Below are 24,759 nucleotides of genomic sequence, written 5' to 3'. Positions count from 1 at the left end.
TAATCTTGGCGGGTGGGAACAGAATAGTGAAAAGGTAAAAGGAACAGATTGATGAGGAAATACCATGCTGCTCGATATTGATCTGACAGATGAACGTGTTCGGTTAGGCAAGCCTGCTGATGAACCCAATCCCAGCGAACCAACGCCCTTCTGGATTTACATCACTTTCCTTAACGACATATACTTGAATCATAAAACGTCAAGTTAAGTGCGGGTTCGTGTTAGGAAGGGAAAGTGCGAGAAGTGATTTCAAGAGAACAATTAGAAAAGAATCAAGTATGGCTATATGCTTTCGTACTAATTATCGCCGCTGTCTATGGCTTGTTGCGGCCAGAATCCAGCGAAAGTTTAGATCGTATGATTTCGTTTGTACTTGCCATCTTAATGTATGGCATGTTTGCCCAAATCCCTTTTTTTCGTTTAAAGGAGGCGTTAACAAATCGAAAGTTTATCTATGCGCTGCTTATTACGAATTACATAGCTGTACCTTTCCTTGTTTGGGGGTTAACCTGGTTTCTACCAACTGATCCAGCAATCCTATTAGGCGTACTTCTTGTTTTGCTTACCCCCTGCATTGACTATGTTATTGTCTTTACACATCTTGGGCGTGGGAACGAGAAGCTTGTTTTGGTTTCAACCCCTATACTCTTTGTCACTCAAATGCTTTTTTTGCCTATTTATCTATGGATTTTTATGGGCGAGAAAGCGGCAGAGATTGTGAGTGTCGGGCCATTTTTCGAAGCATTTTTAGGTCTTATTGTTGTTCCACTGGTACTTGCTCTCCTTACGCAATGGTGGTCAAGACGGCAATCACAGGGAGAACGTTTTCTTGATGCGACAGCATGGCTTCCTGTTCCTTTTATGGCACTAACCCTTTTTGTTGTCGTTGCCTCACAAATCTCTAAACTATATACCTCGTTTGATTCTATTATCCAAGTGATTCCCGTCTATGTAGCATATATGGCCATTACACCGATTATTGCGCGTATCGTTTCTCGTATATTCCGTTTAGATACCGGAGCAGGGCGGGCTCTTATTTTTAGTGCAGGAACTCGTAACTCTCTTGTCGTTCTTCCTTTTGCACTGGCGCTGCCTGAACCTCTAAACGGGGTGGTGTCTGCAGTAATCGTAACGCAGACAATTGTAGAACTTATTGGGGAGCTATTGTATATTCGTCTCGTTCCAAGGGTACTTTTACCAGGGACGGACGGGATGATAAACGGTTAGGTAGATTGCGATCCGAATCAGAGAAGGGGGCACCTGCGGAATCCGGATAGGGACCCCTTCCATACGAGAAAAAACCGAGATTTCAAGGGTTTTTGAGATTGGCTCGTTTTCACAAAGAATTTTTATCACTGGCAGTGTAGAGGTCAGTGTTGCGCTCTCCCACAACGGTTCACTTTACTTCCCTAATTTGATTTTTTACCATACCCAGCAAGTACATAAAAGATGCCACCAACGATCCAAAACGGCTCCCAGAATAGAAGCCTCCATTTTATCGCATAAGGCTCCAGATCAAAATCTAGTACGTGTATTGCTGAGAAGGAGATGGTGATGAAGTTTCCCACACCGTATAAAATCATAAAGATTCCCGCTAACATGCTCATAATCGATAACCATTTGCTAATCTTTAATCGCGAGCTTCCTTTTCTCATCAAACAGAATAAAAGAAGCACGCCTCCTAATTTAACAACCCCTGTAGCCCAAACTATCGGAATAAACTCCTGGTCCCGGTTCAGCGCCATTTGGTATATTTGTCCACCCAGTGATTTTACCCCGATCATTCCGCCAGCTGCCCAGTAGAAACTCATGAACGCAAAAAACAAGGTCCATACAATACCGGCATAGATAAACCATGTTCGCCATCTCATTTTATTCTCACCCCTTCGACAAGCCCATTTTATCATTATTTGACCAGAAGACTCCTACCTTCTATAAGTGGGAGATGAATGGTCGACTTCTTTGGAATTACATGGTAAACTAGACTAAGAACAAGTGTTCTTAAAGGGGGTGAAACTCCATGGAACAATACAAAGCGTTTCAATTCCGTCTATATCCAACACCAGAACAGGCCACGCTCATCAACAAAACGATTGGATGCTGCCGGTTTGTGTTCAATCATTTCCTCGACAAGTGGAATCAATCGTATCAGGAAACAGGGAAAGGACTAACGTATCGTCGTTGCTCCTCACAACTTCCTGCTCTCAAAACCATGTATGGATGGCTAAAAGAAGCAGATTCCATTGCCATTCAAACGACTGTAAAGAATTTGGGAGACAGCTTCGCGCGGTTTTTCAAGGGACAAAATGATCGGCCCAGATTCAAAAGTAAGAAGAATCTTGTGCAATCCTACACAACGAAGTACACCAATGGAAATATAGGAATGGTCGGTCATCATGTGAAACTTCCGAAACTGGGACTTGTGAAATGTGTCAAGTCAAGAGAAATAGAGGGACGGATCTTGTCTGCTACCATCAGACGCAAACCATCCGGGAAATACTTTGTTTCCATTCTCTGTGAAGTGGCCATCAAACCATTCGAACAAGGAGAACAAACGGTAGGCGTTGATCTTGGGATCAAGGATTTTGCTACGCTTTCCACTGGAGAAAAAATAGCGAATCCAAAGAACGATCGAAAGTATGAGAAGCAACTAGCCAGATGGCAACGAATCCTTTCTCGTAGAAAGAAAGGAGGGAAAAACCGGGAAAAAGCACGGATCAAAGTTGCTCACTTACATGAAAAAATATCCAACACACGCAACGACTTTCTCCACAAGCTCTCTGCCAGACTGATTCGCGAAAACCAAGTGATCTGTATGGAGGACTTGCAGGTGGAAAACATGGTCAAAAATCACAAGCTGGCCAAATCAATCGCAGATGCATCATGGGCTGCTTTTCGTACCATGGTTGAATACAAGGCGAAATGGTACGGTAGAATCATCAGCATCGTAGACAAACGGTTCCCATCCAGTCAGCTATGTTCCCATCCCTCTTGTGGATATCGACATAAAGAGGTAAAGAATCTCAATCTACGTGAATGGGAATGTCCATCGTGTGGAACCGTCCATGATCGCGATATTAATGCAAGTAAGAATATTGAGCAAGAAGGACTTCGATTGTTAGGGATCATCCTAACTTAACTGTGGGTCGCACAGGGATCGCTTGGTACATTTGGCTTCGGTAGAAGTCATTACCCAAGAATCCCCCACTTCAAGCGAACGCGAGTAAAAGCTAAGTGGTGGGAGCGTTCAACAAATTGCTTACGGACAATCCTCTTCCTGTAAGACAGCTTATCGGTCCATTTTATTTTCCAGGTGGAGGGAGGATTCCAAATGATATTCCGCTCTATATCGGAAAGATAGAATCGGTAATCGGAATAGTATGGTAGCATTTTCGGTATGAGATGTTTTAGATAGAGGCCATGGCCAGCAGGGTAATGATTTCAAGACCTGTCATTTCCCCTGCTGTTTTTTTGCCAGCAATATGCAGCAAACAAAATCCGACGAATCATACGATCAAAGCTTCCCACATGAAATGAAAATTCATACGAGCTTCCTCATTTCCTACCGGATGATGGGTCATTTTACTTTTATAATAAGAGATTGATCCACTTCTTGAATGGAACTTCGCCCGGATATAGCTAATTGCAGTTCGGTTTCTGCAACCAGGTGTCTAATCACTTCTTCTACCCCCGTTTCTCCAGCAACGGCTAAGGCGTAGGCATACGGGCGACCGATTAGAACGGCAGAAGCGCCAAGGGCAATCGCTTTTAGGATATCAGCTCCTCTGCGAATGCCACTATCCAGGATAATAGGGATTTTTCCTTGTATGGCTTCACATATGGAAGGCAGGCTGTCCAATGTTGCTACTGCTCCGTCAAGCTGACGCCCCCCGTGATTCGAAACGATAATGCCGTCCACTCCATGTTCTAAAGCCAAGATGGCATCGTCCGGATGAGTAATTCCTTTGATCAGCACAGGCAAACGGGTGTGTTCGCGAATAAAGTCAAGCTCTTTCCAGGTAAAACAGGTATTATTCCCTTCTTCCAGAGCTTTCAAAGCCGCCTCTTTGACGTTTTTATCAGGTGCTTCCTTAAGCTTTGAACAAAAGACCGGATCAGTAAAATAATTACCCATACCTTGTCCGGTAAGGAACGGCAAGTATGCGTTGCGCAAGTCGGTTTCGCGCCAGCCAAGAAGGGTGGAGTCCACCGTGACGACGATAGCCGTGAATCCGGAAGCCTCTGCACGTTTCAGGAAGCTTTTTGTAAGATCATGATCTTTCGGGGGATACATTTGAAACCATCTTACGCCGTCCTGCATCGTTTCTGCCACTTGCTCCATGGGGACACTGGATACGTTACTAAGTATGTAAGGAACGCCCAACTTCGCTGCGGCTTTAGCTGGGGCCAGTTCGCCGTCAGAATGAAGAATTGTGTTGACTCCGATCGGCGCTAGCAAGAAGGGGACCGGGAATTTGGTTCCGAAAATCGATATGGAAAGGTCGAGTTTGGAAACATCGCAACAAACCCTTGGCCTGAGTCGATATTTTTGAAAGGCATCTACATTTGCGCGATGCGTATTTCCTGCTCCTGCAGCTCCGTAAACGTAGCCAAATGGCGCGGCAGCGAGAATTTTTTTTGCCCGATTCTCCCATTCTTCAAATGATATCGGTAAAAGTTTTGCAGCTTCATCGCCAGATTGATAGATGTCCATTTGTATCGTTTCGCTATGAATAGACATTCATGTACCTCCAAGTTTCGGTAGATATTTTTTTCTTCATGGAAAAGTAACCTATGACCGAAAGTGCCCACGTAGTCGATACGACGGTGCCGCTCACCTCATTCATAAGTCGTCTTGATTGATGTTGGGATCGATTTTTCGAAGCGCACCCAAGATTCTTTCATGGTGCTCTTTGGTGGGGCCAATTTGCTTAGGTGTACTTGTTTAGATTCGTTTTTTTGATGCCCCATTCTTGGGGATTGCCTTTTTTGTCCAGCCATTTTCCGAAAGGATTCCGCCGTTTTCCAAGTCCAAACATGACGAAGCATCTCAGTCCCAGCTTGGACAAATTTACGGGAAATTAGTCCACTGAAGGGTGTAATCTTCTCACAGCTGTCGTCAAGCGTGCTGATCTATCGGGTAATAAAATGTTTGAAAGGTTGGCTGGCGATTTACTGTTGGATGAGAGCAGCGCGGCCGATCCGGCTAAATTTCGCCGGTTGCTGGAAGAAGCTGTCCGTACATCCTACCAATTTTTATTTGATAATCCCAGGTACGTAAAAATTTTTACATGGGAAGCAGCGGAAGAATGGAAAACGTGGAAGAAAATATCGTATTCTCCAGATGATATTTACCTATTCTATGAGATCGCGAAAAAGGCTAAAAAAAATAGAATCCTCCGCCAGGATCTGGATGAGATGATGCTTCCCATTCTCATGATGAATATGGTCATTCCATTTTTACAGTCATACAAGCGGCTCAATGATAGGGTTGATCATGAAGCTGCAAGGACGCTCTCACAGGAAGACTTCAGAGATCAGATTGTGAAGTTCGTTATTTGCGGGGTAATGGAGCCATCGCTGTTGTGATGTACAGTGATGGCATTCTTTATCCGTAAATATAAATAACTAGTTAGTTTTAAAAGAGAATGCAGGAGGTCTGTTCCAATGAGATTTCAGAACAAAGTGGTTATTGTTACTGGTGGGGCGAGTGGGATTGGAGCAACGACAGCCAGATTATTTGCTGAGGAGGGTGCGAAAGTCGTCATAGCAGATGCTTCTGAAACAGGGCAGATCATTTCCAATGAATGGAATGAACGAGGTTTGGACTCTTATTTTATGAAAACGGACGTCACCAAAGAGGATGAGGTTATTCGACTGATGGATCAGACGATCTGGAAATACGGCAAGTTAGACATTTTATTTGCCAACGCGGGAATCGGATGCGACGGTCCGACGGATCAGCTTGACCTAGGCCAATGGCAACGTACCATTGATGTGAATTTGACAGGGGTTTTTCTTTGCAATAAACATGCGATTAAGCAAATGCTGAATCTTGGAGACGGAGGCGTGATCGTCAACTGCGGCTCTGTGCACAGCTATGTTGGAAAAAGCAAGAGTTTCCGCTTATGCCTCCGCAAAAGGCGGTGTCATACCGCTGACATTATCGACAGCAGTTGCGTATGCGAATAGAGGGATTCGTGCCAATGCAGTATGCCCTGGATACATTGATAGTCCGTTAATAAGTGACTTGGACGAAGAAGCTTCGAATTATCTGATCGGGCACCATCCACTTGGCAGATTGGGAAAACCCGAGGAAGTAGCGAAAGCCGTTCTTTTTTTGGCTAGCGAGGATGCATCCTTCATTACGGGTACGAGTTTGCTAGTGGATGGAGGCTACACCGCAGTGTAACACGTCCCATTATCATGCCTATGACAACGGCCCTTGGGAAATCAAGGGTTTTTTGCATTTATGTAGAAAGAGATTGAAGTGAGCACATAGATAGACGGGAATATCGAACAAAGAAATGTGAAACGAGGGGAATCGGATATGAAAGAATCGATACAAAAAGAACTCATGCGAATGGAACGAGAGCAGAATATCAAGGTTTTGCTTGCAGTTGAATCCGGTAGTCGGGCATGGGGCTTCCCGTCACAAGACAGCGATTATGATGTACGGTTTGTTTATATATGCCATCCAGAATGGTATCTTTCGATTGATGATAAAAGGGATGTTATCGAAGTGCCTATCAATGATCTTTTGGATATGAGCGGGTGGGATATCAGGAAAACGCTAAAGCTGTTTAGAAAATCGAACCCACCATTACTAGAATGGTTGATCTCTGACACAGTGTATTATAGCGCTTACGGATTTAAGGACGACATGGTGAAGCTGAGAGACAGAGTATTTTCTCCTAAAGCATCTTTACATCACTACTTGAGTATGGCGAAAGGAAATTTTAGAGATTACTTGCAGGGGGAAGAAGTCAGAATCAAAAAGTACTTCTATGTATTACGCCCATTGCTCGCATGTATGTGGATTAAAAAATACAATACAAGCCCACCATTGCTATTTCAAGACCTGATTTTTGACTTGATTGTTGAACCTGACTTGAAAAGGGAAATCGAAGAATTGCTCACTAGAAAGATGTCTGGAGAAGAATTGAAAATGGAAAAGCGGAACGATATTTTACATCGGTTTATCGAAGAGCAATTTGATGATATAACACAATATGCGAGGTCGTGTACAAGTTTACGAACAGACCCAACAGCAGAGTTGGATGAATTGTATCGAAAATATCTAAAAATCGTTTGGGGTTAACATACGATTGTTGATACCAGCTTCTCCGAATTACTATACAAAATCCCGTCCACTTTTTTTGAGTGAGCCGGGATTTTTTCATTTCGCCTTTCAAATGGAGTCATGAAGAAAAACTGTAAGCAAATCTCTTTTCTTCGTCTAATAAGAGAGAAGAACATGGAAAGGAGCGTACAAATGGAATCGGATGATCGAATAGAGCGATGGTTTCAGCAATACGGCAATGATATATACAATTACCTCGCGTATTTTACCGGAAGAAGAGATGTGGAGGATTTGGTCCAGGAAGTCTTTACAAGAGCACTGAGGGGGTTATCCGATTACGAAGGACGAGCACAGCCCAAGACGTGGCTTCTCACCATTGCGCGCCATGCAGCGATTGATTCCATGAGAAAGCAAAAAATGATCGATTGGTTTCCCGAAACCGTCCTCGGCTTCCTCATTTCCAAAGAGCGTACACCTGAGAAAGCATTGGTGTTGAAGGAACAATTGCATGAAGTTTATCAAGCGATGAATCAGCTTAAAAGGACGTATCGCGAAGTTATGATTCTCCGTTTGATTGAGGGAATATCTACAGAAGAGACTGCAAAAATCTTGGGATGGAGCGAAGCAAAAGTAAGCACGACGCTGCATCGAGCGATCAAACAACTGCAAAAACAATTGACCAATCGTGGCAAGGAGGTTCATCTGCATGACGCCATCTTCTGAAGACAAAGAGATCCGTACGTTGCTTGATTCATTTCCAAGGTTTCGGATGGATGAGCACAAACAAAGGGAAATAGCAGAGCATATCTATCATGTAAAGGAATCGCTTGCTCGGATGAAAAGACGAAAACAACATCGTAAATGGATCGGAGGCATCGTGATTTCCTTTGCTTTTGTGTTGATTGTCTATCAGTTGGTTATTCCATTGCTGTCTTCATCTGTGCCGATTGCGCAACGGATGATTGAAGAAGAGGTACTGCGTGCAACCTCGATAGAGACCCATGAAAAAAAAGCAGAGACCGTCCTCACAATCGATCCGCAAATTCAAGCATATGTGGATGAAGCGTTACAGAAGGCCAATGCACTCTACCACCCTGAAAATATGACGGTAATTGTATCCGATCCAAATACCGGTGAGATTCTTGCGATCGGGAATCATAATCCAGAAGCCATCGATGATAAAAAACAGGCTGATGCCGTAAGAGCGATGCCTAGCCCTGTAGCCGCTTTTCCAGTCGTGACCCTGGCGGCAGCGATTCAGGAGGGAAAGTTCAACCCAACAGAAATCTATGAATCGGGAACATACGAGATTGCTCCAGGTGAGCTAATAAAAGACCACAACAATGGAATTGGCTGGGGGAAGATTCCCTATTTAGAAGGAATCCAGCGTTCTTCTAATGTCGCATTCGCCAAGCTCGGCAGCGAACGTTTACAAGGGGATGTGCTTCAGGAATATTTAGAACGCTTTGGTTTTGGACAGAAGACAGCAATTGAGCTTACTGATGAAGAGGCAGGACAGATACCCAATTTGGGCAATGCACGAGAGGTAGCCGTCGCTGCTATGGGACAAGCTGGTTCTGCGTCGGCGATTCAACAGGTAGCTGCTATCGGCGCTATTGCCAACGGTGGTAAGCTGCTCAGACCTCATATCAACAAGAAGCCAGAATCGAAAAAGAATCACGAGTATTACGTCCGGCAAGTCATCTCAGAAGAAACCGCCAGAAAAGTGCGAGATATTTTAGAGTCTGTTGTACACAGCCAGTTTGGAGCGGATAAAACTTTTGTCATAAACAATTATCCAGTGGCCGGGAAATCAGGAATATCCCCAAAATATGATCAACAAGGAAAAGTCATGGATAACAAACAGATCTTTTCGTTTATCGGCTTTGCACCAAGTAATAATCCCAAGCTATTGGTGTACGTAGCTGTTGATGGTCCGAAGATTGAACCTCCTGTTGGATTAGCGTGGAGGAAGGTCGTATCTCCGCTATTCAGAGAAGTGATGGAAAATAGTTTACAGCATCTCCAGCAGCAAAAGCCTGTAGATTGAACACTCCCGCAGACCTACTGCTTGGTTTTCGCTTTTCGGTCAGAGAGAGTGAATGTGCTTGAACAAGCGTGTTTCGATTACCTTGATGAGTTTGAAAAGGAAATACCATGCTGCTGGACATCGATCTGACAGATGAGCATAGTTACAAAAACGAAAAAAACCAAGTCCTACAGCTTAGAACTTGGTTTTTATTGTTTACAGTTACAATTTACGACAATTATGTATGTGGTTTTTTGTACCCACGATAAAAATATAATACTACAAAGAAAAATATAAGTCTATATTTTTTTTGTATTCCCTCTATACTTTTGAGTATTCTTAAAAGAAAAGAGGGCGTTTTATGATACGGAACCAGTCGGAAAGGGAAGAACGTGAATATTTGGCGAATCTGATTTCCAGGCTGCGAGAAGCGCTTCGGAAGATAGAATCAACGATCAACTCGGCACATCATGAAATTATCGATGCCAAAAAATATCTCTGGGAGAACAGATCTGAAATTGATCCAGCGGAGACAGCAGCACATAAAGTTGACATCATACTGAGGATTGATCAAGGAGAGAAGGCAGTCGACAAAAGAAGAAAACTTCAAAAATTGATGGAGTCCCCGTATTTTGGGAGGGTGGATTTCGTCGCTGATGGCCAGAAGAAAAGAGAATCTCATTATATTGGGGTTCATGCTTTTAGCGAAGAGAACAGCCAAAAGAATCTCATCTATGATTGGCGCTCCCCTATAGCGAGCATGTTTTATGATTTCGAAGTCGGCAGAGCGTCTTATTCTGCTCCAGCAGGACATGTTGAAGGGGAAATCTGATTGAAGAGGCAGTACAAGATTAGAGATGGCGTCATGCAATATATGATTGAAAGCTCGATGAACATCAACGATGAAGTGCTGCAAAAGGAGCTCAGTCAGACTTCGAATGAGAAGATGAAAAATATAGTCGCCACCATTCAAAAGGAACAAAACGCCATTATTCGAAATGAGCACTCCTATGAACTGATCATTCAAGGAGTTGCCGGATCGGGCAAAACCTCTGTCGCGCTTCACCGGGTCGCCTTTTTGTTGTACAGGAATAAAGGAACATTAACCTCTCAGAATATATGGATTATCTCCCCGAATAAAGTGTTTTCCGACTATATTTCCAATATTTTGCCGGAGCTGGGTGAAGAGAAGATTATGGAGCTTGGCATGGAGGAGATTGCGGCCAGAGAACTTGAAGGAGTATGCAAATTCCAGACCTTCGGCCAGCAGGTGTCGGAGCTTGCGGTTTCGAACGACCAGTCGCTAATTGAGCGTATCCAATTTAAATCTGGCATAGACATGGTCGAACGTTTGGATCGGTTTTTGGCTGAGATGAGCGAGTCTTACTTTGTCCCGGTCGATATAGCATTCGAGGGCGTACAAATCGCAAAAGAGGACATCATGAGCGCTTATCGAAGTGCGGGAAATCTGCCGATCAGACAACGACTGGATAAAACGGCGTCGGTTCTTACAGCAAACATGAGAGATGAAAACGGAGAAAAAATAACGGCTCCAACAGCTAAAAAAATCAAAGCGGCAATCAAAAGGATGTTTACATCTCTGAATTTACTTGTGATTTATAAGGATTTTTATGAATATATGGGAAGGCCGGAACTGTTCAAGTATAAACGAACAAAGGTATTGGAATATTCCGATGTTTTTCCTTTGGTATATATAAAGATCCACATAGAAGGCACAAAGGGTTTCGATTCGGTGAAGCATGTATTGGTGGATGAGATGCAGGACTACACGCCCGTTCAATACGCTGTTTTGTCCCGTCTGTTTAAATGCAAAAAGACAATTCTGGGGGATAGCAATCAATCCGTGAATCCTTACTCATCCTCGTCACTACAAGAGATCAAAAGGGTTTTTCCCGGAGCGGATGTCGTTGAGTTGTTAAAGAGCTACCGGTCGACAATCGAAATTATAGGATTTGCCCAGCAGATAAACCGGAACAGCCGGATCATGCCAATCGAGCGCCACGGCCCTTGCCCCGAGATTAAAAAGACGAATGACAGCAGCGATGAGATTGCACAGATTAAGAAAATCATTGAAGATTTCCAAGGATCGGAGCAGCGCTCTTTAGGCATCGTCTGCAAAACGCAAAGTCAGGCGGAAAGACTGTATCAAGAGATTCGAAATAGTAGCAAAGCGGTCTATTTATTGGATTTCAGCAGCGATAAATTCCATGAGGGGATTATTGTCACTTCGTCACATTTGGCAAAAGGGCTTGAATTTGATCAAGTCATCGTGCCCTTCGTGGATGCGGAGAATTATAAAACAGACATGGACCGAAGCTTGCTGTATATTGCCTGCACAAGGGCCATGCATATGCTTACGATTACTTACTCAGGAGAAGTTTCTCCATTTTTAAATTAAATTTGGGGCAGTGAAGCTAACCACCGCGATAATCGGACAGCGCCACTTGCACAAAGTGCAGGTGGTTTTTGTATACTTTTCAAAAAGTAATTAGACAATATATTGACTAAGATCCTCTTCCTTGGTACGATTCAATTAGACTATATATTGTCTAACTGGAGAGATGCGCATGGATATGTACAGAGAATTGTTTTTGATGCAACAGACTTATGCGACCTTGTTTTCACTTGCAAATAAGATTCAAATAAAAGGCGACCAATACCTCGAGAGCCTGACATCCAGACAGTACATGGCGATGTTGGCGATTGCCCATCTGGAGGAAGACGAAACAACGCTGAACAACATCGGAAGAAAATTGGGCACCAGCAAACAAAATGTGAAACAAATCATCATGATATTGGAGAAGAAGGGATACATTCATGTTACTCCCAGCCGGAAGGACAAGCGCGCTGTCAATGTCAAAATCACGGATTCGGGGAGACAGGTTTTGGTGGAAGCTTCCGAAAAAGGAATCTATTTTATGACGGATCTTTTTACAGAATTCACAGCGAAAGAACTCGAACAACTGTGGGGGCTGTTGAAGAAATTGTATCGTTTTGACGGTGAAGAACAGGACGGTTTTGAGCAGGAAGGCTACCTGGAACCGGTTGAAAATCAAGATGAAATACAAACAAGAGTGTTAATGGAATTCGAAAAGCGAAGAAACCAATCAAACAAGGAGAAGGTAAATGACGAAGAATAAATCCAAAAGGCCCATTTGCATGGAGGAATATGTAACCATTAATGGGATCAGTCAATATTTATACCACTTGGGAACAAACGTTGATAATCCCGTTATGCTGTTTTTGCATGGAGGACCTGGATCGGTTGAATCCTTATTCACGAGGGCATTTCAGGAAAAATGGGAGGAAATTTATACCGTAGTACATTGGGATCAGCGTGGAGCGGGAAAAACATTAACGAAGAATCCAGATACACTCCCAACCATTGATTTGCTGCTGCAGGATTTATATGAACTCATTCAATACCTGAAGACCAAATACGATAAAGAAAAGATCGTCATTCTCGGTCATTCATGGGGCAGTGTTTTAGGATCGGTATTCATCAGAAAATACCCCCAAGAGGCAGCTTACTATATCGGCGTTGGGCAAGTTGTCAATATGCTGGAAAATGAGCAAGTTGGCTATAACAAACTGTTAGAAATGATTGAGCAATCCGGTGATGAAAAATCTAAAAAAAAGCTTCAGTCGATCGGCGAATATCCAGGTAATCAGATCGTTTTTGAAAGAGAATTCTTGAAAAAGTGTAACAAAGTACGAAAGCTTCAAGGAAAATATAACTTGGCCATGAAAATAGATCTTTCGATTTGGATCACGGTATTCAAGAGCCCCATTTTCCGATTTTCGGATATTGTCGCATTTATGAAGATTTTTCGTGCAAATGCACATCTTCACAGGTTTCTGGGGGATTTCAATCTCCGTGATGAAAAGGCAGAATATGAAGTGCCCATCTATTATATTTTGGGGGGAAATGACTGGCAGACTCCCTATGTCATTGCCCAAAAATACTTTGAAGAGATTGAAGCTCCCAATAAAGGCATATACGTCATTCCCGAGGCCGGACATATGACGATGATGGATCAACCTGATCTGTTCTTCGAAGCGCTGATGGAAATAAACAAGAGGGAGATATTGAAGAAATAGCTCCACCATAAAGGAAGGACGGAAACGGCAGAGATGCCGTTTTCTTGCTGTAGAAACACCGTTCGCATGGAGGGGTAAGGCGCGAACGAAAAGTCTTGAACCATGAACATGCCAGCCAGTTTACATTCAGTTTACATCAGCAAGCTATTGTATCCATATAAAATAATCAGCAGATAAGGAGATGGAGAAATGAACGATAAGCACAGCAATGATTGGGCGGTCGAAGCCCGTGGACTTGTAAAAACGTTTGGGGACAATCGTGCTGTAGACGGTGTGGATTTGCATGTGCGAACCGGTTCGATTTACGGCGTGCTCGGTCCAAATGGAGCAGGCAAAACCACGACAATTCGCATGCTGGCGACTTTACTCCGACCGGATGCCGGGGAAGCGCGCATTTTCGGGCACGATGTGGTGAAAGAGTCGCATATCGTACGGCAGTTGATTGGAGTGACAGGGCAATACGCCTCGGTGGATGAGTCGCTTAGCGCAACAGAGAACCTGATTATTTTCTCCCGGCTGCTTGGACTGGGGCGCTCCGAGGCACGGCGCAAGGCAGCGGATCTGTTGGAGGAATTCGGTTTGACCGAAGCCGCGAAGCGTCCGCTGAAGCATTTCTCTGGAGGAATGCGCCGCCGACTGGATTTGGCAGCCAGTCTCATTGCGCAGCCTCCGCTCATTTTCCTGGACGAACCGACGACCGGGCTGGACCCGCGAACGCGTTCGCAGATGTGGGATACGATCCGTCGCCTGGTGGTAACAGGGTCGACTGTGTTGCTCACCACGCAATACCTCGATGAAGCAGACCAACTGGCCGACCGGATCGCGGTGATTGATCGGGGCCGGGTCGTGGCAGAAGGTACGGTGGATGAACTGAAGGCATCCGTCGGGACCTCGGCGCTGCATCTGCGAGTCCAGCATGTACGGGACATCCCAGATGCCAGGGAAATCGTGGAACAGGTGCTCGATGTTCGTTCCGGTATAACAGCAGAAGCTGGCAAGATCACGGCACCAATGGCCGACGCCGATCAAGTAACTGATTTGCTGATCGCTCTTCGCACCAGGGGAATTCAGCTAGCTGAGATCAGCGTGCAGAAGCCGACCTTGGACGAAGTATTCTTAACGATCACGGGTCATGGTCCCGCCGAAAACGTGCCGCAAGCTTCAGAACAACCGGACAGAACGGAGGAAGTCAGAGCATGAAAAGTGCATCCTTGACGCAAGAGATTGGTCGTCCATTAAAAAATCGCGCAGGTCTTGGTCAGGCGTTTCGCAACTCGTTGACGATGGCCTATCGGGGACTGCTGAAGATCCGGCGCACTCCCGAGCAATTGTTTGACGTCACGCTTCAGCCAATTCTTTTCACCTTGATGTTCACCTATATATTTGGCGGCGCCATTTCAGGAAACGTACAGAATTATTTGCCGATCATCATTCCAGGTATCCTTGTGCAGACCGTCATCGCCACTTCCATCGTCACCGGCGTCCAGCTTCGCGAGGACATGGATAAAGGTGTATTCGACCGGTTCAAATCACTGCCGATCGCGCGCATCGCGCCTTTGGCCGGAGCCCTGCTCGCAGACACAGTACGCTATACCATTGCGACTGTACTCACCTTTGCTATGGGGTATATCATGGGCTATCAGCCCGGCGGAGGTCTCGGATTCGTCGTTATTGCTGGTTTGCTTGTCATTGCTTGCTCGTGGGCTGTCAGCTGGATATTTGCCTTTTTCGGAGTCATTGCCCGTACGGCCGCAAGCGTACAAGGGATTTCCATGATCGTGCTTTTTCCGCTCACCTTTCTCTCCAACGCTTTCGTACCAGTTGATACGATGCCAAACTGGCTCCAGTGGTTCGTAAAAATCAACCCGATCTCACATTTGGTCAGCGCCGTCCGCGAATTGGCCAATAACGGCGCGATAGGCTTCGAGTTCATTATTTCTCTCGTTAGCGCTGCAGTCATTGTAGCCATCTTCGCACCGCTCACGGTACGTGCTTATATGCGCCGCACTTAACTATTTGTGAACAGCAAAACTGGCCACCGTGGGAGAGGCTATTCTGATACATTGCCACCGCTTAGCAAAAAAGCAAGGGCAACCTCTCTCACTCGGTCATGTGAGCATCAAGCTGCGATTTTTTGTAGTGATGTCGAATCACTCAATGCGAAATTGTTTCGTAGCCAATCCTAGTATATAATAGGGAACTAATTGATGAATCACTAACCTGAGCAGGGGGCGGCAAACCGATGGCGAAATCCGAGACGACCTCAGTTAATCGCAAAACAGAGATTATTTCAGCGGCGATTGAGGTGTTCGCAGAGATTGGGTACTACCGGGCAACGACGGCACAAGTCGCGAAACGGGCAAATATATCGCAGCCGTATATTTTCCGCTTTTTCTCCACAAAAGAAGCATTGTTGCTTGCGGCGTTGGAGGTATCTTGGACACGAGTGATCGATTCCTTCCGCAAAGTCGTGGAGTCTACCTCGTCGGAACAGCTGGAGACCAATTTGATCCAGGCCTACGATGATATTTTGAACGCCTACGAGAATGAAATTCTGCTGCAAATGCAAGCGCAGACGATTCAGGAAGACTCGATTCGGGAAGCGATGCGCAATGGATTCGGGGAGGTTCGCCGCATGGTTCTGGAGGCTTTTCGAGCAGCCGGCATTCCGAATCCTGAGGAACGGACGATGCTGTTCCTGGCGCGGGGGATGCTGTGCAACATTTCTACAGCGTTGAACATGCCGGAACTGATGGGAAAATGAAGGGGGGTACTTAAAAAACAGTGATTGACTGATCAATTACAAAATGATAAGTTGTTTGGTAGTTAGTGATTGATCAATTACAATTATGAAAATGAGGTGATTCCAATGAAAAAAGCGATTGTTGTAGGAGCAACTGGCGGTACGGGCGCTGCGATTACAGAGGAGCTCGCTAAGCGAGGGATTCGAACGGTGGCCTTCGGAAGATCTTTACAAAAGCTGGAGCAACTCAAAGATAGGCTGGGTAATCCCGAGAATGTAACCATAGCAACAGGTGACGCTTTCCAACCGAATGACATCGCCATGGCGGCAGAAGGTGCGGATGTCCTGTTCCATTGCGCGAATGTGCCGTATCACGAGATGGAGAGCAGGCTGATTCCTTTAGGTGAATCAGTGATGATGGCCGCCGACCAGCTAGGCTTGAAAGTAGTCGTAATTGACGGCATTTATCCCTATGGAAGAAGACAGATGGACCGGGTCACCGAGGAGCATCCGAAGCAGCCGCATACCAGAAAAGGGAAGACAAGGCTTGCTTACGAGAAAATGCTGTTCGACAGCCGGTGGAGCCAGGCAAAAGTAATGATCACCCGCTTGCCGGATTATTACGGCCCCACGGCGAACGAGGCTTCTTATCTGGGCTCGACTCTCGATGCCATCGCAGCCGGCAAGATGGCATTTTTCATCGGCAATATGCGGGTCCCTCGGGAATACGTGTATTTGCCTGACGCAGCATTTATGATTGTGGAGCTGGCTGCCAATGACGAAACCTCTGGAGGGAACTGGAATATTCCGGGGGCAGGCCTGATTTCAGGCAGGGAGATCGTGCGAATCGCCAGGCAGGCAAGCGGAAGCGCCAAACCGGTTATTTCATTGGGGCCAGTTGGGCTGTCATTGCTCGGTCTGGCTGTACCAGTTATGAAGGAGGTAGTGGAAATGCTTTACTTAACCGAAGAGCCGCTTACCTTAAGCGGGGAAAAATACGAGAGGTTGATCGGCCCGGTGCGTGCGACACCTTTTGAAGAAGGTATTACGAAGACGATTCGCATGTTGCAAAGAAAAAATAAGTCTACATTGAAGTAATTGATTAATCACTAACTAGAAGCTGGAAAAAATCAGTATTTTACTCACTGCTCCCGGCGATGAACGGGCTGGATAGGGGCCGATTCTCCTTCACGTAAGGAAAATCGGCTTTTTTCCATCCTTTTTTAAGCTTGCTTACTTCCCTTGCTTTTGTGCTGATATCGTCAAGCCGTCTATCGTGTTCACCGGCAAGATTTTTTCTCTTCCTAAGTGATTGACATATTCGAGGGTCCGCTTGAGCAACTCTGGTTTGATTTCATACAACTCGTCGTTTTCTGTTTTGATCCCGTGAAGCATGATTATACACCATTGCTTGTTTTTTACCGCTTCATCGATACGAGCCTTGATTTGGTCGAACGTCGTCTCATTGGTTACTGCAATTGCGGTGTGCAGCCAATAAGGATCGTCCGGAGGAATATGATTTTGTTGATGTTCAAAAACACGGACACCTTTGTAGTATTTCTTGGCAACTTCCCTTACACGATTATCGTAAGCGGAAAACGGAATGGCGATTGTATCTACTTTTGGCACGATGCCCAAAAGGATTTCTTTGCTTTTCGAAAGCTCAAATTCCAGGTCTTCGTCGTTGTTGCTGGTTAAAGGATCGTAATGGGAGTAGGCATGGGAACCGATCTCTACACCCCTGGCATAGCTGTCTTTGATCTGGTCTGCATCCAGGAATTCCGTATTTGCTCCGTTTTTTATCCTTTCCGCGATCACATTCAGCGTAGCAGGAATCCCGTATTTTTCATGCAAAGGCAGAGCATTCTCATAAAACGTATCCAATCCGTCATCATACGAGAATGTGATCATCGCTTGTCCCTGAAAATCCTTCGCCGCAGGGTTGATAATCTTATTCGCAATCCAAATGGTTTTCTTTTCCGGATTCCACTCGACAGATGAACCGAATTGTTCTGCAATCACTCGAACAGGCACCATTGCTCTTCCGTTAACGATTCGGGGAGCTACATCCGATTTTACCTCTTTACCGTTAACGACCAATTTTATCTCGTTTATTTGGTTTGAATTTTGTTGATATGTAATGGGAACGCTCTGTTTTTGTTTCCCATCCGTTACAAAGACGATTCTTTTGTCTGCATCAAAGGTAACAGAAGCCCCCAAACCCTCTGCGACTGAACGGATCGGTACAAGGGTACTTCCCTTCACAATTTGCGGCGGCACATCTGTCTGAAGCTCATGCCCATTCATCTTGATGGTAATGTTGGAGTCGGCAGACGCCCATACACCTGACAACACGACAATTCCAGCGACAAGCGTTGATGCTATCTTTTTCATCTTCCCCTCCAATGACATCAAAATTTGATTGTGTAATTTTAGTGTAATTATAAATTAATGAGGGCATCGCGTACACAGTCTATTGTGCTAGGAATCTTTTCCCAGACATCATGCAGATCAGATGACATGGGGACTTTTCCAGTTTTGTGGAAAAACATTGCAAATGAACCAATAATCCAATACAGACAGACACATACAAAATGACGTACGATGTCCAAAAAACTGAACAAGCTATATCTTCTGCACGAAGTTGCTCACATTTTAGGTGTAACTCCAAAGACGGGATCTGGAAAAGAAGCTGACATCTGATCCCAAAAGTACTTCTACCGATTGGTAAAAGAGGGCATTGAACGAGCAACTTAGTACCATTTTGTCCTCTACGTTGACATTTCAACATGAAAAACAAAGGAAGGATAAGATGAGAAAAATGTTCAAAAGCCGCCTTGCCAAGCTGGGGCTTGCTATGGTCATTGCAGTTGGAGCAGCCGTCTATTGGTTCTGGCCGCCAACAGCAAGCGTAGAAAGTGCCGAAATTCGTAAGGGAATTCAAGTGAAATTTAAAGCGAACGGCTCTCAAATCGAAGAGTATTCGAATCAGTCATGGAAGCCCTATTTTGCAAAAGGGGTAAACATGGGAGCCACGATCCCTGGGCACTTTCCCGGAGAATTGGCGATTTCAACCGATGATTATGAGAGATGGTTTGAAATGATTCAGCAGATGGGTGCAAACGTCATTCGCGTCTATACCATCTTAAAACCGGAGTTTTATGAAACCTTGGTTAGATACAATGCCAAGCACCAGGATCATCCGCTTTTCTTTATTCAAGGGGTGTGGAGTCCGGAAGAAGAGTTAATCGCGGGCAAAGATGCCTTCGATCCAAAGCTAAAAGAGAAATTTGCAAAAGAAATTGAAGACGCTGTTGAGGCTGTGTACGGGAATGCAACGATTCAATCAGAAGCACATTCAGGAAAAGCAAGTGGGAAGTACGTCTTTAATGCGGGCCCTTATCTGATGGGATGGATTGTTGGAACGGAGTGGGATCCCGTTATGGTGAGAGAAACGAATAAAAAACATCCAGATGCTGCGGATTACAAAGGTGCCTACTTCCAAAGCAAACCGGGAGCGAATCCATTCGAAAAATGGGTAGCGGAGATGGTTGATCGTACCGCAAAAACAGAGGCCAAACATGGCTGGCAGCACCCGATCGCCTTTTCCAATTGGGTAACCACTGATCCAATTGAGCATCCGGGGGAGCCATTGGTCGCGGAAGATATGGTAAGTGTTGACCCGACTCACATAGAACCTGTCAATTGGGATGCGGGTTACTTCGCTTCCTATCACGTCTATCCATACTATCCCGATTTTTTTACTTATGATAAATCCTTTCAGACGATGAAAAATAAGAAAGGACAAATCGACAGCTATCAAACATATCTCCATAAATTGAAAGAGTACCACCGTGATATCCCGATTATGATTACGGAATTTGGAGTGCCTGCTTCGCAAGGGATCGCCCATATGGGGATGTTGGGCCGCAATCAGGGGGGGCATGATGAGAAGGAACAAGGGGAAATGGATGCCGATATGTTCCGGCAAATCCATGAAGAAGGCTATTCCGGCGCCATCCTATTCACCTGGCAGGATGAGTGGTTTAAAAAGACATGGAATACGCTGAATTACGACATCCCTGATCGTCGTGCTTATTGGTATAACACCTTGACCAATGAATCTTTCTTTGGCGTTCTCGGCATGTTTCCCAGTAAGGATGAGAAACTCCGCATCGATGGAGACACCTCTGATTGGGATAAGCTTGGAACTGACGAAAAAGCAAAAATAGATACGAATAGCAAAGGTTTAAACGAGCTTTGGGTATCGCATGATGAGGGGTATCTCTATCTGATGGCCAAGCTGTCCGAACCTTTTGATCCATCGAAACAAGCGATTTATTTCGGGATGGATACGTTACAAGGCGGGAATCGCCATGCCCCGCAGCTTCAGGGAAAGACCTTGGATGAAGGTTTGGAAACCCTTCTGGAACTGTCTGATGAACAGAAGGGCAAGATGATGATCGCTTCCAACTACGATTTCCATACGCGCGCTTTCGGAAAAACAGCTGATCCGGCGCTAGACAGCAAGCAATTGCAAGATGACTCTGGCATTTTTAAACCATGGAAATTGGTCGTGAATTATCTATTGGAACGTCCCGATTCTCGGGTTTCGCATCCATTCAAGGATGTTGAGGTAGGCGATCTGCTCAGAGGGAATAACGATCCATCGCAGCCTGATTACAATTCCAAAGCGATGTGGCAGGCGAAAGGAAATATCTTGGAAGTTCGTATCCCTTGGATGTTGCTTGGATTTAGCGACCCTAGCTCTTTACGAGTGATCAATTACGAAAAGACCGACAGAAGACAATTTAAGACAACCCCAGTGGAAGGGATTCGCATCGTCCCCTGGATTGTGAAAAAGGATACGAAGGAAGTGATCGGCTTTGATGGCAACCCTCCGTATCCGGTATCAAAGCTGCCTCTTTATACCTGGAAGAGCTGGAAAGACACGGATGTACAATATGTAGAACGTCCGAAACAGAGCTACTACATCATGCAGAAAGCCATGCATGAAGTGGATCAACCGGTAAAGAAATAAAGGTCTACAGCTGGGAATGAAGGAAGGAGTTCGATGTGTGAATACCTCGTTTACCATGGCGATCAATATCTTGTATGTTCTCGTTGCATGTAACGTGATTTTTCTCGTAGTGGTCTATATAAAGAAGATCAAAGAAGTGAAGAATCAGCAGGCGTCCGATCGATTTCAGAAAAAATACAAGGATTATCTTTTGTACATTCAAGCACACAGCCAGGGTGATGAACGATTGCGGGTGCCAAATATCCCGATGAATGAGGGGGAACGCCTGATTTTGCAAGACCGGATCAATGATCTGATCGAATCCTTTACAGGCGTTCAACGGCAAAAGCTGATCGTTCTTTGCAAAGATTTGGGATTCACACAGTATCACTTAACACGTCTGAATGGACGATCCTACTCTGCAAAAGTAGATGCTGCGTATCATCTGGGATGCATGCGGGCAGGAGAAGCAGTCGAGCCATTGCTAAAAATGCTGCGTAATCATAAGCTCGATTCTTCGCTTTTCGTGATCGCTCGCGCTGTCGCCAAATGTGCCCGTGATGAACAGGATGTAAAGCAAATGGTTCGAATCCTGTTACAACACGAGAAAGGATTCCACGATCTGTTAGTGGATATCATCCAAGAGGCAGATATTGATCAGTTTGCCGTGTTTGCCCAGTTCGTCGAGGAAGAACATCCGACCTTGATAAAAATCGGGTTAACCGGATTGAAAGATTATAGCAAACCAAGCGTTGCGTCTGCCGCTTACCGATTGATTGACCACGAGAATGGCGAAATTCAGTTGAAAGCAGTAGAGGTTTATCTCAATTCAAGCCATTTGTTGCCAAAGAATGTAATCAAAAAGCTGTTGGGGCATGCGAACGCAGAAATCCGTCTGTTAACCATTGGGGCATTATCTGCCTTCCGAAATGAATCCTATGTAAGTGCGCTGAAAGAGTCGTTACAGGATACGGATAAACGTGTGGTTTACGCAAGTGCGATCGCTTTGATCAATCTGGGACAAGACGGTATGGCGACTCTATGTTCAGTTGCTGCGGAAACCATCGGGAAGGAACAAGGTACGTTTATCCAACAAATTATCGAGGATGAGCTCAAAAAATTATCGACGCAGCTTCATGATCTGGATAAACTGACTCGCTATAATGCACTTCTCTATTCGTACGAAAAGACCTTTGGCAAATACAAACGCATCTATCGTGTTGTGTAGTTCATAGGAGGTTTACAAGAGAATGAAGTTCTTAGAGTATTACCTTCAAACCGATTCATTTCTCGATTTCCTGCGGGAGTTTCTATTGGGATACGGGTACTTCGCCATGTACTACGTGATAGTGATCACTGTGATCTATTATGTGATTTTTGCTCTGTCGATTCGCCATACCTTCCCGCTCAAAAGAGGTATTCAGTACAACCGGATTAAGAAGCTGTCCGGCTCCAAGCACGTTCCTCCGGTATCCCTACTGGTACCTGCCTATAACGAGGAAGTAACGATCATTGAGAATGTCCGATCACTTTTAGCGCTTAACTACCCAAAATATGAAGTGATCGTCATCAACGACGGATCGAAGGACGAAACGTTCAACGTGATGATCGAAGAGTTCAAGTTGGAAAAGATCAATCCGATTGTTGCTGATCATATCAAGACGAAACAAGTAAGAGGGATTTATCACAATCCAGAATATCCTTTCCTGTATTTCATCGATAAGGAAAATGGCGGAAAGGCCGACTCGCTAAACGCAGGTATTAACCTATCCCACTATCCATTGATCTCCACGATCGATGCCGATTCGCTTTTGGAGAAGGATGCTTTAACGCGGATCGCCAGAGTGTATATGGAAAATCCCGAAGATACCGTTGCGGTCGGGGGAAATGTACGAATCGTCAATAGCTGTACAGTTGAGGATGGCATCGTAAAGCGTGTAAGATTTCCCAAAAAATTGCTGCCTGCTCTGCAAAATGTTGAATATATCAAAGCGTTTCTGGGTGGACGGATTGGCTGGAGTGCCATTAATGGCTTGATTATCGTATCTGGTGCCTTCGGGGTTTTCCAAAAGGATAAAGTGATTGCCGTAAAAGGCTACCGTGGCGGATATCCTGGTGAGGACATGAATATCGTCATTAAGCTGCACCGTTATTGTCTTGAGAATAAGATCCCTTATCGCGTGGCTTTTTGCCCGGACGCGGTATGTTGGACCCAAGCTCCAGATACCTACCGTATCCTAAGCAGTCAACGGAAGCGTTGGGGGCGAGGAAATCTGAAGAACATGATCGAGGAAGGAATCCATATGGTATTCCGTCCGAAATATAAAGTATTTGGTTTATTGACGCTGCCGTACAACATTATTTTTGAGACATTAAATCCTTATGTCCGGATTACCGGATTACTCGCCATCCTCGGATATTGGCTGTTAACGATGACCGACTGGGCAACACTGGTCGTCTTTGCCTTGGTAAACTTCTTTTCCTGTTTCATTCTTAGTCTTGGTGCCCTGTTTATCGAGGAATCTGCCTTTAGCCGTTATCCCAAAATCAGTGATCTTACCAAAATGATCCTGTATTCTTTCTTGATGTTTTTCGGTTATCGTCAAATTGGCGTATGGTGGAGATTCATGGGTCACATCGACTATCTGCGTAACAACAATACGTGGGGAACAATGGTCCGCACGAATTTTAATAAATAGCAAATCGATGAAAAGGAGTGGGCAGCATGGCGGTTTTCATGCGGGATAGGTTTGGTGAGCTACCCCAACAACTTTTTCACATGACCAATATGACCGTTATCCGTCACCAACCGTGTGGAGTGATCTTGGCACCCTGTACCAACATCAATCAACAGATGTTGGATCAGTTGGAATCGTTTGTGAGCAAAAGTGAAACGAAGCTTGCCGCCAAATATCTCTTTGACGATCAAAACCTCATTTTCGCGATGGTTGTAGAAGATGGCAAATTTGCAGCGACACATTATACGTCATTAATCGTAAAAGATTTTCTCGAAAGTCATGGCCTTCTCCAGGGACAATTGGTCGTCGCCAGTTTCCCCGAATGCGGAAAACCGACGGAGGGCACGGTGTCGGAATTAATCAATTTGGCAATAATGGCAAGAGGCGAGGATAAGGAGATTCGACTGTTTGTCGAGCAATCCCCCGATCAAGGGATTTCTTCGATCCTGGTCGTTGATCCGGACGAAGTGGTTCGCGAGTTCGTAACCGTACATCTCGAACTGGAAGGATACAAAGTATTTGAAGCCAAAGACGGCGCTGAGGCTTTGGAGAAGTATTCACAAGTAACTCCCGATTTGGTCATCACTGAATTAAATCTGCCGATCGTGGACGGATATCAATTAATCAACAAAATTAAGCAGCAGAGTGAAACCGAAGGGAAAGTGCTCGTATTAACGGACAAGCAGCTTATCGATCATCTTAACCGATCGTATGAAGTAGGAGCAATCGATTATGTGACAAAGCCCTTTTCAATCTCCGAACTTCACTGGAGAATCAAAAAACTTGGTGAATGGAGATGAAGAA

Annotated in this window: 21 protein-coding genes and 1 pseudogene; 19 read left to right on the top strand and 3 right to left on the bottom strand. The window is 45.0% G+C overall.

The window, feature by feature from the left end; genetic code table 11:
- Nucleotides 1-243 precede the first annotated feature (243 nt).
- Nucleotides 244-1,227 carry an arsenic resistance protein gene (locus NDK47_RS19885; RefSeq protein ID WP_251876284.1) on the top strand — a complete coding sequence of 328 codons (984 nt, stop codon included), beginning with the start codon at nt 244-246 and terminating at the stop codon, nt 1,225-1,227.
- Between the two features lie 182 nt (nt 1,228-1,409).
- Here the strand turns inward: NDK47_RS19885 and NDK47_RS19880 are convergent, their stop codons facing one another.
- Nucleotides 1,410-1,871, bottom strand: a complete 462-nt coding sequence (locus NDK47_RS19880) for a DUF3995 domain-containing protein (protein WP_251871507.1) — start codon at nt 1,869-1,871, stop codon at nt 1,410-1,412.
- A 149-nt stretch (nt 1,872-2,020) separates the two neighbouring features.
- On the opposite strand from NDK47_RS19880, the gene tnpB reads away from it, so the two are divergent.
- Nucleotides 2,021-3,139 (top strand): IS200/IS605 family element RNA-guided endonuclease TnpB, encoded by a 1,119-nt coding sequence (gene tnpB, locus NDK47_RS19875; RefSeq protein ID WP_251871506.1) that lies wholly within the window; start codon nt 2,021-2,023, stop codon nt 3,137-3,139.
- A 438-nt stretch (nt 3,140-3,577) separates the two neighbouring features.
- Here tnpB and NDK47_RS19870 read toward each other — a convergent pair whose 3' ends face one another.
- Complete coding sequence (locus NDK47_RS19870) at nt 3,578-4,741, bottom strand: alpha-hydroxy-acid oxidizing protein (protein WP_251871505.1); 1,164 nt, start codon at nt 4,739-4,741, stop codon at nt 3,578-3,580.
- A 407-nt stretch (nt 4,742-5,148) separates the two neighbouring features.
- On the opposite strand from NDK47_RS19870, the gene NDK47_RS19865 reads away from it, so the two are divergent.
- The 13 genes and pseudogenes from NDK47_RS19865 to NDK47_RS19810 all read left to right on the top strand — a co-directional run bounded on the left by NDK47_RS19865 (nt 5,149) and on the right by NDK47_RS19810 (nt 17,295).
- Nucleotides 5,149-5,589 (top strand): hypothetical protein, encoded by a 441-nt coding sequence (locus NDK47_RS19865; protein ID WP_251871504.1) that lies wholly within the window; start codon nt 5,149-5,151, stop codon nt 5,587-5,589.
- A 78-nt stretch (nt 5,590-5,667) separates the two neighbouring features.
- A pseudogene (locus NDK47_RS19860) lies at nt 5,668-6,412 on the top strand (SDR family NAD(P)-dependent oxidoreductase).
- 138 nt (nt 6,413-6,550) lie between these two features.
- Entirely contained in the window at nt 6,551-7,321 is a 771-nt protein-coding gene (locus NDK47_RS19855) for a nucleotidyltransferase domain-containing protein (RefSeq protein ID WP_251871503.1), read from the top strand.
- Between the two features lie 174 nt (nt 7,322-7,495).
- Nucleotides 7,496-8,026, top strand: coding sequence for an RNA polymerase sigma factor (locus NDK47_RS19850; RefSeq protein WP_251876269.1), 531 nt, complete (start codon nt 7,496-7,498; stop codon nt 8,024-8,026).
- Nucleotides 8,010-9,353 carry a peptidoglycan D,D-transpeptidase FtsI family protein gene (locus NDK47_RS19845; RefSeq protein ID WP_251871502.1) on the top strand — a complete coding sequence of 448 codons (1,344 nt, stop codon included), beginning with the start codon at nt 8,010-8,012 and terminating at the stop codon, nt 9,351-9,353. The genes NDK47_RS19850 and NDK47_RS19845 overlap by 17 nt, the downstream gene beginning before the upstream one ends.
- Before the next feature lie 379 nt (nt 9,354-9,732).
- On the top strand, nt 9,733-10,164 hold the full coding sequence (locus NDK47_RS27745; RefSeq protein ID WP_322112071.1) for a hypothetical protein: 432 nt from the start codon (nt 9,733-9,735) through the stop codon (nt 10,162-10,164).
- 33 nt (nt 10,165-10,197) lie between these two features.
- Nucleotides 10,198-11,751, top strand: coding sequence for a HelD family protein (locus NDK47_RS19840; protein ID WP_322112070.1), 1,554 nt, complete (start codon nt 10,198-10,200; stop codon nt 11,749-11,751).
- A gap of 169 nt (nt 11,752-11,920) precedes the next feature.
- Entirely contained in the window at nt 11,921-12,493 is a 573-nt protein-coding gene (locus NDK47_RS19835; RefSeq protein ID WP_251871501.1) for a MarR family winged helix-turn-helix transcriptional regulator, read from the top strand.
- On the top strand, nt 12,480-13,454 hold the full coding sequence (locus tag NDK47_RS19830) for an alpha/beta fold hydrolase (protein WP_251871500.1): 975 nt from the start codon (nt 12,480-12,482) through the stop codon (nt 13,452-13,454). The genes NDK47_RS19835 and NDK47_RS19830 overlap by 14 nt, the downstream gene beginning before the upstream one ends.
- A 189-nt stretch (nt 13,455-13,643) precedes the next feature.
- Complete coding sequence (locus NDK47_RS19825) at nt 13,644-14,654, top strand: ATP-binding cassette domain-containing protein (RefSeq protein WP_251871499.1); 1,011 nt, start codon at nt 13,644-13,646, stop codon at nt 14,652-14,654.
- Entirely contained in the window at nt 14,651-15,466 is an 816-nt protein-coding gene (locus NDK47_RS19820) for an ABC transporter permease (RefSeq protein ID WP_251871498.1), read from the top strand. Before NDK47_RS19825 ends, NDK47_RS19820 begins: the two co-directional genes overlap by 4 nt.
- Before the next feature lie 230 nt (nt 15,467-15,696).
- On the top strand, nt 15,697-16,218 hold the full coding sequence (locus tag NDK47_RS19815) for a TetR/AcrR family transcriptional regulator (protein WP_251871497.1): 522 nt from the start codon (nt 15,697-15,699) through the stop codon (nt 16,216-16,218).
- A gap of 105 nt (nt 16,219-16,323) precedes the next feature.
- A complete protein-coding gene (locus NDK47_RS19810; RefSeq protein WP_251871496.1) occupies nt 16,324-17,295 on the top strand; it encodes an SDR family NAD(P)-dependent oxidoreductase in 972 nt (323 codons plus the stop codon).
- A gap of 135 nt (nt 17,296-17,430) precedes the next feature.
- On the opposite strand, the gene NDK47_RS19805 is transcribed toward NDK47_RS19810, so the two are convergent.
- Nucleotides 17,431-18,591 carry a stalk domain-containing protein gene (locus NDK47_RS19805; protein WP_251871495.1) on the bottom strand — a complete coding sequence of 387 codons (1,161 nt, stop codon included), beginning with the start codon at nt 18,589-18,591 and terminating at the stop codon, nt 17,431-17,433.
- Nucleotides 18,592-19,009: 418 nt separating this feature from the next.
- Between NDK47_RS19805 and NDK47_RS19800 the strand changes: the two genes are divergently transcribed.
- Genes NDK47_RS19800 through NDK47_RS19785 form a run of 4 tightly spaced genes read left to right on the top strand, consistent with a single transcriptional unit; the run spans nt 19,010 to nt 24,755 of the window.
- Nucleotides 19,010-21,238, top strand: coding sequence for a hypothetical protein (locus tag NDK47_RS19800; protein WP_251871494.1), 2,229 nt, complete (start codon nt 19,010-19,012; stop codon nt 21,236-21,238).
- 37 nt (nt 21,239-21,275) lie between these two features.
- Nucleotides 21,276-22,445, top strand: coding sequence for a HEAT repeat domain-containing protein (locus tag NDK47_RS19795; RefSeq protein ID WP_251871493.1), 1,170 nt, complete (start codon nt 21,276-21,278; stop codon nt 22,443-22,445).
- Between the two features lie 22 nt (nt 22,446-22,467).
- A complete protein-coding gene (locus NDK47_RS19790; RefSeq protein ID WP_407653321.1) occupies nt 22,468-23,916 on the top strand; it encodes a glycosyltransferase family 2 protein in 1,449 nt (482 codons plus the stop codon).
- Between the two features lie 26 nt (nt 23,917-23,942).
- Complete coding sequence (locus NDK47_RS19785) at nt 23,943-24,755, top strand: response regulator (protein WP_251871492.1); 813 nt, start codon at nt 23,943-23,945, stop codon at nt 24,753-24,755.
- Nucleotides 24,756-24,759: the final 4 nt, after the last annotated feature.

The organism is Brevibacillus ruminantium (assembly GCF_023746555.1).
GTDB classification, from domain to species: domain Bacteria; phylum Bacillota; class Bacilli; order Brevibacillales; family Brevibacillaceae; genus Brevibacillus; species Brevibacillus ruminantium.
Note: the sequence above shows the minus strand (reverse complement) of the source record. Positions and strands in the feature narration are given on the sequence as shown.